The 13,441-nt window shown below is 44.7% G+C and carries 11 protein-coding genes; 4 read left to right on the top strand and 7 right to left on the bottom strand.

Annotation, left to right across the window (positions count from 1 at the left end; translation table 11 throughout):
* Positions 1-2 precede the first annotated feature (2 nt).
* The 4 genes from R8806_RS09810 to R8806_RS09795 all read left to right on the top strand — a co-directional run bounded on the left by R8806_RS09810 (position 3) and on the right by R8806_RS09795 (position 5,079).
* Complete coding sequence (locus R8806_RS09810) at positions 3-1,175, top strand: exo-beta-N-acetylmuramidase NamZ family protein (RefSeq protein WP_124316818.1); 1,173 nt, start codon at positions 3-5, stop codon at positions 1,173-1,175.
* 69 nt (positions 1,176-1,244) lie between these two features.
* Positions 1,245-4,325, top strand: a complete 3,081-nt coding sequence (locus R8806_RS09805; RefSeq protein ID WP_151411513.1) for an AsmA family protein — start codon at positions 1,245-1,247, stop codon at positions 4,323-4,325.
* Positions 4,326-4,427: 102 nt separating this feature from the next.
* Positions 4,428-4,721 carry a nucleotidyltransferase family protein gene (locus R8806_RS09800; protein ID WP_124317983.1) on the top strand — a complete coding sequence of 98 codons (294 nt, stop codon included), beginning with the start codon at positions 4,428-4,430 and terminating at the stop codon, positions 4,719-4,721.
* Entirely contained in the window at positions 4,714-5,079 is a 366-nt protein-coding gene (locus tag R8806_RS09795) for a HepT-like ribonuclease domain-containing protein (protein WP_124317982.1), read from the top strand. The genes R8806_RS09800 and R8806_RS09795 overlap by 8 nt, the downstream gene beginning before the upstream one ends.
* Before the next feature lie 182 nt (positions 5,080-5,261).
* On the opposite strand, the gene R8806_RS09790 is transcribed toward R8806_RS09795, so the two are convergent.
* The 7 genes from R8806_RS09790 to R8806_RS09760 all read right to left on the bottom strand — a co-directional run bounded on the left by R8806_RS09790 (position 5,262) and on the right by R8806_RS09760 (position 13,184).
* A complete protein-coding gene (locus tag R8806_RS09790) occupies positions 5,262-6,440 on the bottom strand; it encodes an AIR synthase related protein (protein ID WP_151411514.1) in 1,179 nt (392 codons plus the stop codon).
* Positions 6,441-6,584: 144 nt separating this feature from the next.
* Complete coding sequence (locus R8806_RS09785) at positions 6,585-7,301, bottom strand: LytR/AlgR family response regulator transcription factor (RefSeq protein ID WP_151411515.1); 717 nt, start codon at positions 7,299-7,301, stop codon at positions 6,585-6,587.
* An 11-nt stretch (positions 7,302-7,312) separates the two neighbouring features.
* Positions 7,313-8,377, bottom strand: coding sequence for a sensor histidine kinase (locus tag R8806_RS09780; protein WP_124317731.1), 1,065 nt, complete (start codon positions 8,375-8,377; stop codon positions 7,313-7,315).
* 139 nt (positions 8,378-8,516) lie between these two features.
* On the bottom strand, positions 8,517-9,737 hold the full coding sequence (locus R8806_RS09775) for an ABC transporter permease (RefSeq protein ID WP_087420952.1): 1,221 nt from the start codon (positions 9,735-9,737) through the stop codon (positions 8,517-8,519).
* Positions 9,738-9,892: 155 nt separating this feature from the next.
* Positions 9,893-10,636 carry an ABC transporter ATP-binding protein gene (locus R8806_RS09770; protein WP_124317733.1) on the bottom strand — a complete coding sequence of 248 codons (744 nt, stop codon included), beginning with the start codon at positions 10,634-10,636 and terminating at the stop codon, positions 9,893-9,895.
* Between the two features lie 21 nt (positions 10,637-10,657).
* Positions 10,658-11,827: an efflux RND transporter periplasmic adaptor subunit gene (locus tag R8806_RS09765; RefSeq protein WP_124317734.1), complete on the bottom strand. Its 1,170-nt coding sequence runs from the start codon at positions 11,825-11,827 to the stop codon at positions 10,658-10,660.
* A gap of 25 nt (positions 11,828-11,852) precedes the next feature.
* Entirely contained in the window at positions 11,853-13,184 is a 1,332-nt protein-coding gene (locus R8806_RS09760) for a TolC family protein (RefSeq protein WP_124317735.1), read from the bottom strand.
* Positions 13,185-13,441: the final 257 nt, after the last annotated feature.

Raw genomic sequence — 13,441 nt, 5'->3', positions numbered from 1 at the left:
CGATGAGATATTTAATATTATTTTTGGTGATAGCATCCGCGTGTACGGATGCTATTTCCGTGAATGTACAAGACGGGATTGAACGGTTTGAGGTTTACCGGAATCTGTTGACTGGAAAACGAGTTGGAATCGTGGCAAACCACACTTCCCGGGTAGACACGGTGCATAGTGTGGACTTCCTGTTGGAAAAAGGTATTCACGTGGTACGAATTTTTTGTCCCGAACATGGATTTCGGGGTACGGCTGATGCCGGGGAGACCGTTGGGGATTATATTGATGCCGGGAGTGATTTGAAGGTGGTGTCCCTGTACGGGAAGAAAAAGAAACCCCAGCCGGAGGATCTGTCGGGAATAGACGTGATGATTTTTGATATACAGGACGTGGGAGTACGTTTCTATACTTATCTGTCCACGTTACATTACGTGATGGAGGCCTGTGCGGAACAGAACATTCCCTTGATCGTGATGGACCGTCCTAACCCGAATGCTTTTTACGTGGATGGCCCGGTCCTGCAGAAAGAGTTTAAGTCTTTTGTCGGGATGCACCCGGTTCCGGTCGTGTACGGGATGACGATAGGTGAATATGCCGGAATGATTAACGGGGAAGGTTGGTTGAAAGATAGCGTGACCTGTGATCTGACCGTGATCCCTTGCGAGGGATGGAGTCGGGAACAACCCGTGGCGTTACCTTATGCCCCGTCTCCGAATTTGCCGGATTCTGTTTCCATCATGCTTTACCCGTCAACTTGTTTTTTTGAGGGAACAGCGATCAACGAGGGACGAGGGACGCTACGTCCGTTTCAGGTGTTCGGGCATCCGAGCTTGAAAGGTATGCCCTATTCTTACGTGCCTCGCCCGATTAAGGGAATGAGTATGCAGCCCAAATGCAAGGGGCAAACTTGTTACGGCATGGATTTGCAGGGAGAATACCACACTATTTTAAAGATGAAACGTCTGAATCTGGCTTGGTTATTGCTGGCTTATCAAGAGTATAAAGGCACGGAACCCTTCTTTAATGCTTTGTTCAACAAGTTGGTGGGAAATGATAGAGTGCAGCAACAACTGAAGGATGGAGTAACGGAAGAAGAGATTCGTGCCGGCTGGCAGGATGAGGTTGCGGGGTTTATGAAGGTGAGAGAAAAGTATTTGATTTATGATAAAAAAAATGTTGGTTAGCGGGAGGGAATCACTTAATCTAAAATCATAAATTAAGAAATTAATCAGATAATTAAATCTAACATCGTGATGTGGCGTTTATTAAAGTATTTCTTTATTTCACTATTAGTATTGGTGATATTAGTGTGTGCTTCGATAGGCATCGTGTTGAATTTTATTTTTACTCCTGAAAAGTTGACTCCTATCGTGGAGAAAAGTGCCAACGAGTTTTTGAATGCGGAAGTACATTTTGATGCGATCGAGTTAACCTTTTTCTCGACTTTCCCGGAATTCGGGCTTGAGATGCGAAATGGTAGCGTGGTGACGAAAGTCTTTCAGGATTCGTTGAAACAGGAGAATGTTTATGCCGCTACTGATTCATTGATGAGTTTCAAGCGTTGTCGGCTGATCGTGAACCCGATGGCTTATCTGTCTCGAAAGGAAGTTATCGTGAAAGAATTGCGTTTGGAAGAACCGCAGATTTACGCTTATATTGACACGAACGGGGTTCCCGGTTGGAATGTAATGCGGGAGTCTGCTGAACAGGATTCAGTGGTCATGGTGGAGACGGATACGATTCAAGAAAAATTGATTGAAAGTATTGATATTCGTAACATTCGTATTGAGGGAGGAAAACTCGTGTTTGATGATCGTGCGAATGAACTTTATGCCCGATTGGAGGGGTTCGGTTTGAAAATCGATGGAAATTTTATGGAGCGGAAGGCGGACTTGCTGTTGGATGTGAAAGCAAAGAATATTCTTTTCTGGCAAGAAGGTAATTTACTCGTGAAACGCTTGCGATTTGCTTTGCAAACAGGAATGCGTCTGGATCGAGATTCAATGCTTTACGTGTTGGATAAAGCTGTTATGAGGGTGAATAGAATGAAATTCGGGGTAGGAGGACGTTTACAGGCAGATACATTGAATCGTTTGTTGGACGTGGACCTGACCTTTGGGATAAAAGTTCCTTCTTTGAAAACCCTGCTTGACCTTGTTCCGGAAACAGTACTAAAACATGATGAAAACGTGACGGTATCGGGAGAGGTGTTATGCCGGGGAACGTTGAAGGGGAAATATGGAAAGGATCGAGTTCCCGTGTTGGATGCTCGTTTCAAAATAAATGAAGGCTCCGTGAAATACGCGGGGATGCCTTATTCGTTGGATAAATTGGATGTTGACTTGGAAGGTGTCGTTGATTTACAGAAAGAACAACCTTCGTTTTTGAAATTAAACCGGTTTTGCGTGAAGGGAACAGATGTGGATGTGGATTTAAATGGCCGGGTGGATCAATTACTTTCCAATCCTTTGATTACCGCGAGCGTGAAGGCGGATGTCGATTTCTCTATATTACCCAAAATATTCCCGATACAAGAGGAGGTGACATTGACGGGAAGTTTGAATGCTGGGCTAAAAGGAAATGTTTTATTGGCTGACATAAAGAATAAAAACTATGGAAAACTGGATATTCGAGGGGGGTGTCAATTAAAGAATGTTTTGTTAGCCAGCGAAAAGGATAGTTTGAGATTACGTTCAAAATCTGTGATATTGGGATTCGGAACCAACATGGAAGATAAGACTATCTTGCAGGAAAAGAACCTATTGAATGGAATCTTTGGTTTTGATAGTGTCGATATACAGTGGAAGAATGCTTTAACCTTTCACATGGATACTTCTTACGTGAAGGTAAAAACTTCTCCCTTGCGGGATACCACGGCAGTCGCCTCAATGTCGGCAGACATTCGTTTCGGGTGGATTGACTTGGTGATGGGTGACTCCCTGCGGTTCCGGATGGGAAATAGCACGGCTAATTTTGCCTTGGCTCCCTCTCCGGAAGATAAAAAGCTCCCGTTAGTAAAAGCGAAGGTCAATATGGATAGTTTACGGGTAAGAGCTAGAGGGAATCGTTTACGACTGGCGAATGCCGGATTTGATCTTTCGGGAGTTCCGGACCGGAAAAATAAACGTCAATGGCTCGCCAGTGGGGTGGTCGGCTTTAAGGATATGCGGGTATACACCCCCTTGTTTCCTCTGCGGATGCGTATGCCGGGGACGAAGATTACTTTAAGTCCCGGACATATTAAATTGAATGGTGCAAAGTTGAAGATGGGACGTTCTGATCTTTTGTTAACCGGGGAAGTGTACAATCTGGCGGGTGCATTTTTGCGGCAGGAGGATTTGAAAGCTAATTTGAAGGTGAGATCGAATATGATTAATTGCAATCAATTGATGAAAGCTATGGAAGTTGGGGCTGCCAATCGAATGAACATGAAGTGGGGGACAGAAGAGGAATTGAGTGAGGATGAATTGTCTGATGTGGATTTGGCGGCAGATTCCACGTACGTGGCTGACTCTACCATGTCTGTTTTTGTTGTTCCTCCCGGTGTTGATTTCACGTTTGAGACGAATATTAAGAAGGTGTTGTATGGAAAGTTGGAATTGGATAGTATTCACGGGAAAGTGGTGATGCAAAATCAATGTATCGAGTTGTCGGATTTGAGTATGCGTTCCATGGCGGCAGATGTGAAGACCACGATGTTGTACAAGGCTTCCGGGAAAGAGAAAGCGTATACCGGTTTCGATTTACGAATGGATGATATTGACGTGGGGGCGTTGATTAATTTTATGCCATCTTTGGATTCGATCGTTCCGATGCTACGCTCTTTCGATGGGCTGGTAGATTTCCATATGGCGGCGGAGACAGATCTGGATTCTACAATGATGGTTGATTTACCGACCTTGAGGGCTGTGGCTTACATTGATGGTAAGGATTTGGTGTTGATGGACGGGGAGACGTTCTCGGAGATTTCCAAAATGTTGATGTTTAAAAACAAGGAGCGTAATCTGATTGATAGCGTGGCCGTGGACTTCCGCATCAAGGATGGTATGATTGAAGTGTTCCCCTTCTTGGTTGAGGTGGATCGTTACAAGGTGGCCGTGGGTGGAGAACATAAGATTGACATGACTTTTAATTACCATATTTCCGTGTTAAAATCACCCGTACCCTTCAAATTGGGAGTAGATATTTACGGGTCGATGGAGAAGATGAAATTCAAGATTACGAAGGCTAAATACAAGAACCTATTTATCCCTTCCAAACGGGCGAAGGTGGATAGCGCCCAGATTAATGTACGTAATCAAATTCGACGGATATTGCAGTCAGCGAGGGAATGATGAAGGAGGCACGATGCCCGGAATATTATAATTAGCGATTAGGTTACTTGCTTTAGATTGAGATAATAATTATATTTGTGAATAACAAGTTTATAATGTTTTATGAAATCGATAAGTGAATATTTACAATTGCTTGCAGGATATATGAAAGCTAATGCTGCCAATTATCACATCACGCGGATGGGAATATTTGGGAGTGTTGCTCGTGGGGAGGAAACGGAGGTTAGCGATATAGATATTTGCTTTGAGGGGGAAGCCCCGACTTTATTTACTTTGGCACGGATCAAATATGAATTAGAAGAGTTGTTGGGGCGACCTGTGGACTTGGTTCGTGTGCGGGATCGAATGGATGAAGTTTTGAAACAAAATATTCAGAAGGAGGCCGTTTATGTATGATAAAAAGGTTTTACATTTACTTGATAAAATCATTGAATCTGTTGAGGTTATTCTAGAACGAACGGAGACTGTTGATAGTGTTAATGCTTTTTTAGATTCTTCTACGGGGACGCTCTTGTTGGACGGGGTTTGTATGAAATTGATTGCCGTTGGGGAAAGTATTAAAAATTTAGATAAGTTGACAACTGGAGGATTACTAGTTCATTACCCTCAAATTTCGTGGCGGGAAGTGATGGGGATGCGTGATATTATTGTACATCATTATTTTGAAGTTGATGCCGACGTTATTTTTAATACAGTAAAAGAAAATATACCAGTATTGCTGGAAATATTGAAACAGATACGAAAAGAAATTTGATAATAATAAGGAGGGAATCCTGGTTGGATACCCTCCTTAAAATATTTTATCATTTATAGGCTTGAAAGCCGGTGGTCGATAAGAATAGTTGGTTTGAGGAGGTAGGATTTCTATAAAAAAATAGAAACGGGATGAAACCCGTTTCTACATTATATATAGGTTTTAAGAATCAAACCCACGGTTCAGTATATGAACTTCCCGAGTCCGCTGATTATCGTGAGCTTATTACCTTTTCCCTCATCGTTATCGTAGCAACGACCGACGATTTGGGCATCGATGTTAAAGCTTTTGGAAATGGTGATGATGTCATCTGCAATCTCTTCATCCACGTAGATTTCCATACGGTGACCCATGTTGAATACCTTGTACATTTCGTCCCACGGGGTTCCCGATTGTTCCTGAATTAATTTGAACAAGGGAGGAACTGGGAACATATTGTCCTTCACGATGTGCATATTCTCCACGAAATTCATCACTTTGGTTTGGGCTCCACCGGAGCAGTGTACCATACCGTGAACTTGTTTCCGGTACTTGTCAAGCACCTGCTTGATTACCGGGATATACGTACGGGTCGGAGACAATACCAGTTTCCCGGCATCAATGCCCAATCCGGCAATTTCGTCTGTCAGTTTACATTTTCCGGAGTAAACGAGTTCTTCCGGAACGGAGTTGTCATAGCTTTCCGGGTATTTCTTCGCCAAATACTTGGCAAATACGTCGTGACGGGCAGAAGTTAGTCCGTTGGACCCCATCCCACCGTTGTATTCTGTTTCGTAAGAGGCTTGCCCGTATGACGAAAGTCCTACAATTACATCTCCCGCCTTGATACGGTCGTTAGAGATCACGTCCGAACGTTTCATCCGGCAAGTCACCGTGGAGTCCACGATAATGGTCCTCACAAGATCCCCCACGTCTGCGGTTTCGCCTCCGGTAGAATAAATGTTTACTCCCAGTTTCCGGTATTCCTCGATCAGCTCTTCCGTTCCGTTGATGATGGCTGCGATAACTTCTCCCGGTATCAGTTTCTTGTTTCTCCCGATCGTGGAAGAGAGCAGGATATTATCCACGGCACCCACGCAGAGCAAGTCATCGATGTTCATGATCAAGGCGTCCTGCGCGATACCTTTCCACACGGATAAGTCCCCGGTTTCTTTCCAGTACATGTAGGCGAGTGAAGATTTGGTTCCGGCCCCGTCGGCGTGCATGATGTTGCAGTAGCTTTTCTGTCCTCCGAGGTAATCGGGGATGATTTTGCAGAAAGCTTTCGGGAAAATACCTTTGTCGATATTTTTTATGGCGTTATGCACATCTTCTTTGGATGCGGACACTCCTCGCTGGTTATATCTTTCGTCTTTTCTCATGGCAATTGAAAATTGAAAATTGAAAGTTGAAAATGAAATGTTTTCATGAATTTCTCATTTTCAAGAATTCAAATTTTCCTAATACTAATTCTATTTATCTGTTCGCAAAGGTAGATATAATTTTCAATTTTCAATTTTCAATTTTCAATTAATTGCTCGTTTATCCAGCAATTCCATGAAACGTTCCTTGTAAGAATCGGAAATAGGGATGTAGAGTTTCCCGAACACGATTCGGTTCCGTTCGATGGTTTTAATTTTGTTGATATTGACAATATAGGAACGGTGTACCCGGATGAATATATCACCGGGAAGATGGTCTTCGATACTTTTCATGCTCATCAGCGTGAGAATACCGCCCTCCTTGTCCTCGGTTTGGATACGAATGTAATCTTTTAGTCCTTCGATGTAAAGAATATCCTTCAACAGGATTTGGATCAATTTGTAATCGCTTTTCACGAAAATGGAATCCGGCACGTTGGCGGAAACGTTTTCCGCCCGGCTCATTTCGATCCAACGTAAGGCTTTTGTGGCAGCCCGGAGAAATTCCGTGTAGTTGAACGGTTTCAGCAGGTAGTCTAGCGCGTCAACCCGAAAGCCTTCCAGCGCATATTGTTCGAAAGCGGTGGTAAAGATGATTTTCACTTTGTTGCCCACGAGACGGGATAGTTCCAACCCGTTGAGTTCGGGCATCTGAATATCCAGAAAAACCAAATCTATCGGTTCTTCCTCTATAACGGAAAGCGCTTTCACTGCACTATCACATTGTGCGATCAGGTGTAGGAACGGTGTCCGGCTCACGTAGCTCTCTAGCAAATCCAAGGCTAACGGTTCATCATCCACGATGAGGCAGTTCAGAGTCATGTCCTTTAATTTTAAAGTTGAATAAGCAATTCCGTGATAAATCGGTTGTTAAGGTTTTCAGCCTTAAAGATATATTTTCCGGGATAGAGTAACTCCAGACGGCGTTTTAAGTTGGTTAACCCGATACCGGAGCCACTCCGGTCGTTGTCTTTTTTAGGATAGTTACTGTTTTCCACGAGACAGTTGATCCGGTTATTCCCCTGCAATTCGAACTTAATGTTTATAAATGATTCCTGCGTGCTACTGACCCCGTGTTTGAACGCGTTTTCGATCAGCGGGATAAACAAGAGCGGGGCGATCATGATTCCGTTGCCTCTTTCCGGGATGGAAACTTCCAGCCGTGTGCTTTTAGGTAAGCGGAGACTCATTAGTTCGATATAGCTTTTCATGAACTCGAATTCTTTATCTACCGACACGAAATGTTGGTTGTTCTCGTATAGCACGTGACGGAGCATACGACTGAGATCATGGACGGCATACTGGGCCTTGTCCTGGTTGATAGCGATGAGCGAGTAGATATTGTTCAAGGTATTGAATAAGAAGTGCGGGTTCAACTGGCTTTTCAAGTTTTGAAGTTCCGCCTCGGCCTGAGCTTTTTTTAGTTCTTGTTTCTCGTTCTCGGTTTCATACCATCCCCCGGTCATTTTGATTGCCACGCTGAGGGCGACGGTCAATGCCATGAGCATCATGTCCCGGGCGATAAACACGTACCGAGGCGGTTTAGGTAAGGACTCTTGTAACTCTTTTAATGCTTTCGGAACGGGTTCAGATAAATGTTTCCGGTGAAAGTCCTGCCAGAAATGAAGGCTAGCTCCCAGGAGCATCACGAGAACGATGTTACTTAGAATAAATGTTGATACTTTTCTGCGGAAAAGCTGCCGTTCGATCAGCCAGAGAAAATTCGTGTAGAATATGATCAGGCAACTTAACGGGACGAAACAATATCCCAAATATCTGTTCAGGGTAATTGAAACACCTTCTCCGCGATAGAAGAAAAAGGGAAGGGCAAAGAATATTCCCCATCCAAGCACGTGGATGGCTCCCGTTAATATCTTCTTGTTCCGTGTCTTTTGCATTATATCGTCTTTCTCCACTTGCAAAGGTATAAAAAAAGTTACAAGTTACAGGGTTGCAAGTTACAAGTTTATGGAAGAAGTTCTGTCGAACCGGTAACTTAAAAACTTGCAACCTGTAACTGCCGGGTTCCCCGGCAATCTATTCGTATCGTATAGCATCGATTGGGTTTAACTGGGATGCCTTTTGTGCCGGATACCAGCCAAAGAATATTCCGGTAACCGTGCAGACCAGGAAGGAAAGCACGACAGAATACATCTGGATGTATATGGGCCAGCCGATAGCGTATTTAATAATAAGTGATGAACCGATTCCAAGAACTACCCCGATAATACCTCCCGTGACGCTGATAATGACCGCCTCGATAAGGAATTGGAATAGGATGTGTCGTCCTTTTGCCCCGATGGACATGCGAAGGCCGATTTCCCGGGTTCGTTCGGTGACGGATACATACATGATGTTCATGATTCCGATTCCGCCGACAAGTAAGGATATTCCGGCGATACAGGCCAACAGGACGGTCATCAAGTCGGTTGTCGTACTCATCATGGAGCTGAGTTCTTCTTGCGAGCGCACGTGGAAATCGTCTTCATCTCCAGTAGCTATTTTATGGTTTTGGCGCAAAATGGCGGATATTTCCTCGATAGCCTCTTCCGAATCGTCTTCCGTGACGGCCGAGGCGAATATTCCTTGAATGTAGGTGATGGCCAACAGACGTTTCTGTATAGTGGTATAGGGGGCGATAATCATATCATCCTGGTCCTGTCCCATGGAGTTATATCCTTTGGGAGTCAATACCCCGATGATGCGGAAGGGGGTTTTGTTGAACCGGATGGTCTTTCCCAGTGGTTCTTCTCCCTTCGTGAATAGGTTATCGACGACGGTTTGTCCCACGATACATACTTTTGCGGAAGTTTTGATGTCGTGATCCGTGAACATCTCACCTTCCCCCACGCTGAATTTCCGGATGTCAAGATAATCCTGGTTTACTCCGTAGATGGTTGTCGGGGCATTATTGGCTCCGTATATAACCTGACCGCTTGAATTCACGGAAGGGGTACATTTGTCGATCAAGTCCACGTCACGAACGATCGCCTCGTAATCTTCCAGTTTCAGCGTTTGCATGCTGCTGGCACTTTGACGGACTCCCCCGAACTTCCCGTTTCCGGGATGGATCATGATCATGTTGGAACCCATCTCTGATATTTGGTCACGAATGCTACGTTTTGAACCTTGCCCGATAGCCAGCATGGAAATCACGGACCCCACCCCGATAATGATTCCTAACATGGTTAAGAATCCCCGGAATTTGTTGTTTGCCAAGGCTCGTAAAGCAATTCGTATTAAATTTGCGTAGTTCATGTGTTAATTTTAGATTTATGATCCTATTAATTTCTTGATTTATGATTTTAGATCCTATCGATTAAGTGATTTAATGATTTTCGATGAAGTGATTTTAATCACCCAATCATCGAATCGGCAATCACGAAATCTTTTTCATTCTAAACTCTGAATTTTTAATCGTTCTCCTTTGGTAGTGCGTCCAATACTTCTTTGGCCGATGCTACATTCTGGTTAATCGTGTCTTCCGTGATGTGGCCATCCCGTAGGACTATGTTGCGACTGCTGAACTGGGCGATTTCGGGATTATGAGTCACGAATATAATGGTTCTTCCTTCCGCGTGAAGGCGTTGAAAAAGCGTGAGGATCTCGAATGAGGTTCGGGTATCCAGGTTTCCCGTTGCCTCGTCGGCCAGCAGGATCACCGGGTCGTTCACGATAGCTCGCGCGATAGCTACGCGTTGTTGCTGTCCGCCGGACATTTGGTTGGAACGATGGTTGATCCGATCACTCAGTCCCACTGCATTCAAGGCATTCATGGCTTTCTCCCGACGTTCGCGAGAAGAAAAGGCCGGGTTGTAAAGTAACGGTAATTCCACGTTCTCCAAGGCGGTCGTTTTGGGTAACAGGTTGTAGGACTGGAACACGAAACCAATCTTGCGATTTCTCAATGTGGCCCGGTCATTTTTTCCCATGTCTCTGACCGCGATACCATCGAGGTAATAGTCCCCTGAGGTGGGAGTGTCAAGACATCCGAGGATATTGAGCAGGGTGGATTTCCCGGAACCACTCGTACCCATTATCGTCACGAACTCTCCGGCACGGATCGAGAATGATATACCGCGCAAAGCATGAACGGTTTCCGATCCCACCTTAAAATCCCTCCTCAGGTTTTCTATTTTTATAATATCATTTGTCATGAGTTCAATCTTATACGGTAACTATTTTTTCTTTTGTCCCGGACGTGGCGGCATGAACGGGTTGGATTCCTCGCTGCCTCCTTGGGGTGCCACGTTCTTACTGCGTTGGATTCCCACGATCAAACGAGCGCCTTCCGGTAGACCGTCTTTCACTTCCGAGTATATTCCGTCGCTGACTCCAACTTTGATTACTTTAGGAACGATACCTTCTGCCGTTTGTAACCAAACGACTTTTTCACCTCTTCCCGCTTGCGGGGTTTGTGCGGTTTGCGGGTCTTCCGGGTTGGTCTCCGGGGTAAAGCGGAAAGCTTTCAACGGGGCCAGTAGAATGTTGTCCTTCTCCATCGTGTAGACCGTGATGTTGGCGGTTAGTCCCGGTTTCAGTTTCAGTTCCGGATTCGGGGCATCAATAACCACCTCGTAAGTGACCACGTTGGATTCTGTTGTCGGGTTTAGACGAACTTGAGTCACGTCGCCCTCGAACGTGTCATCCGGAAAAGCGTCAACCGTGAACGTCACGCGTTGTCCTTCGAGTACCTGACCGATGTCAGCCTCGTCCACGTCAGCGATCACTTGCATCTTGCGCAAATCGTTAGCGATGGTGAACATGGTCGGGGTTTCGAAACTAGCGGCAACTGTTTGTCCCTCTTCCACTTCTCTGGATAGAACAACCCCGTCAATCGGTGAGGTGATCGTTGCGTAATCGAGGTTTGATTGAGCCTTTACCATCGTGGCTTGTGCTTTCTCGTAAGCTTGTTGTGCTTTCTCGTATTGATATAATGCTTCCTCGTATTCTGTTTCACTAATCAAATTTTTTTCGTGTAACTGGCGCAGGCGCTTGAAGTTTTTATCTTGGTACTCGAATTCGCTTTTGCTTGATTTCAGGTTTGCCATTTCCGATTTTAACTCGGCTTCCAGTAGTTTCCTGTCGAGTTCGGCAAGTAATTGTCCTTTTGTCACGACGGAATTGTAGTCCACGTAGATGTGTGAAATCGTTCCGGATACCTGCGTACCCACGTCCACCTTGGTAATCGGTTCTATCGTTCCCGTGGCGGTCACCGTGTTATTGATGGATCCTTTTTTTAGTTCGACAGTCTCGTATGTCGTCACTTTTTTATCTCCCGAACGGAAGAAGAAAAAGGCCCCGACAATAACGGCTATGACGATGATTATGGTAACAATCTTTTTCATGTTGTTCTATAATTAATATTTTACATTAGATTTCGATAGGTTGATTACGGTAGAAGTTGAGTAGTTTGAGTGAAAGAATTGCCTCGAACTTTGCTTGAATCTGTTCCTGCAAGGCAGAAAGATAATTGTTCTTTTCCGTGAGTAGTTCCACCGTGTTTTTCATGCCGGCATCGAATTGTGCTTGAACAAGATTATAACTCATCGTGGCCGATTTCACGCTGTTCGTGGCAGCGACATACCTGCTTTGTGCGGAGATCACGTTCTGGTGGAGTGTCTCTACCGTTTTCCACAGTTCCTTGCGTGTATTCAGTTCTTCCAGACGGGCTGTTTCCGTTTGTAATTTTGCTTTTTCAACGGCTGATTTGATCTGGCGATTTTTAGAAATGGGGATACTGATGTTGATCCCCACGTTCTCGTTTAATCGATTATTTAGTTGTTTTGAAAAAGAGTGGTCTGATTCCGAGTCATGGTTCGTGCCCACGGATGCGCTGAGCGAGATGCTGGGTAAGCGATCTCCTGCCGCGATCTTTTCTTCCAGCTGTGCCGATTCCACGTTCAATTGGCTGTTTTTCATTTCTGGCATGGTTTCTAGGGCGATCTGGTAAACTTCCAAGAGGGAAGGTGCGGGGGTGAGTACTTGCGTGTCCTCCAGTTCCGGGAAATAGACGTCGAAACTATCTGTCGGTTCCAGTTCTAACAATTGTTTCAATTGCAATTTATTCAAGGTGAGCGTGTTTTCTGCCATCGTCACGTTGTACTGATCGTTGCTGTACTGTGCCTCAATCTGGGCATAATCGCTGGCGGCAATCGAACCGGCTGCTAGTAATTCTTTGGAACGTGCCAGCTGGGCGGCAGAAGTTTCCAACGTTTGTCGGTTGGTTTTTAGCGATTCGTTCGCGTAAAGTATTTGCAGGTAGGCCTCGGTGACGGCAATTTCGATGTCATTTTCGGCCATGTTTACCTGATACTCCTGTGCCGTGTTCGTGATTTGCTGTTGACGGATGGAACGGGTTAATTTACCCCCATTATAGATTGTCAGTCCGCCGTTCAAGGTGTAGCTGCCCGTGTAGGCGTTCTGCGATTTGAATTTACCATCTGTTTGTTCTGTTTTCTGGTGTCCCCAGCCTTGAGAACTACTAAATGTCAACGAGGGAAAAAGCTGGGCTTTCGCCTGTAACAAATCCACGTTAGCGCTTTGTTGTGTTACTTTTGCCGATTGCACCTGAATGTTGTTTTTCCGGGCGTAATCGATGCAATCCTTCAAATTCCAGGAAGAAGTGGGCTTTTCTTGAGAAAAGCCCACTAAGGACGGAATGATTATAAAAAGGATGGTTGCAATGTTCGTTTGTATATTCATCTTGTTTTCTTTTTTTGCTTTTTACAAAGATATAAGGTGTTGAAAGCGAATACAATTAATTTAGATATTGAGAGATTTTTTCCCGATGAATGAGTGTTTTTTGTCGACGAGAACAGGTATGTTCAGTTTCTCGTTTATCCGGGGTAATACCACTGAAATACTATTGTAGTTTCCTAAAATTGAGTAAACCGATTTTAGGAAACTACACTGGTATTACTTTGGGATTAGGCTATGTTTACTAAGCATTCACCTGAAAG

Origin of the sequence: Butyricimonas faecihominis (genome assembly GCF_033096445.1) — a bacterium.
GTDB lineage: Bacteria > Bacteroidota > Bacteroidia > Bacteroidales > Marinifilaceae > Butyricimonas > Butyricimonas faecihominis.
The sequence above is the reverse complement of the archived record's forward strand: the minus strand, read 5'-3'. Positions and strand labels throughout refer to the sequence as shown.

Bases quoted from the DNA above. Each gene is read 5' to 3' on its own strand.
- R8806_RS09765 (WP_124317734.1), bottom strand. From the start codon at position 11,827: ATGAAAAAGATTGTTACCATAATCATCGTCATAGCCGTTATTGTCGGG.
- R8806_RS09805 (WP_151411513.1), top strand. From the start codon at position 1,245: ATGTGGCGTTTATTAAAGTATTTCTTTATTTCACTATTAGTATTGGTG.
- R8806_RS09785 (WP_151411515.1), bottom strand. From the start codon at position 7,301: ATGACTCTGAACTGCCTCATCGTGGATGATGAACCGTTAGCCTTGGAT.
- R8806_RS09790 (WP_151411514.1), bottom strand. From the start codon at position 6,440: ATGAGAAAAGACGAAAGATATAACCAGCGAGGAGTGTCCGCATCCAAA.
- R8806_RS09795 (WP_124317982.1), top strand. From the start codon at position 4,714: ATGTATGATAAAAAGGTTTTACATTTACTTGATAAAATCATTGAATCT.
- R8806_RS09810 (WP_124316818.1), top strand. From the start codon at position 3: ATGAGATATTTAATATTATTTTTGGTGATAGCATCCGCGTGTACGGAT.
- R8806_RS09770 (WP_124317733.1), bottom strand. From the start codon at position 10,636: ATGACAAATGATATTATAAAAATAGAAAACCTGAGGAGGGATTTTAAG.
- R8806_RS09800 (WP_124317983.1), top strand. From the start codon at position 4,428: ATGAAATCGATAAGTGAATATTTACAATTGCTTGCAGGATATATGAAA.
- R8806_RS09760 (WP_124317735.1), bottom strand. From the start codon at position 13,184: ATGAATATACAAACGAACATTGCAACCATCCTTTTTATAATCATTCCG.
- R8806_RS09775 (WP_087420952.1), bottom strand. From the start codon at position 9,737: ATGAACTACGCAAATTTAATACGAATTGCTTTACGAGCCTTGGCAAAC.
- R8806_RS09780 (WP_124317731.1), bottom strand. From the start codon at position 8,377: ATGCAAAAGACACGGAACAAGAAGATATTAACGGGAGCCATCCACGTG.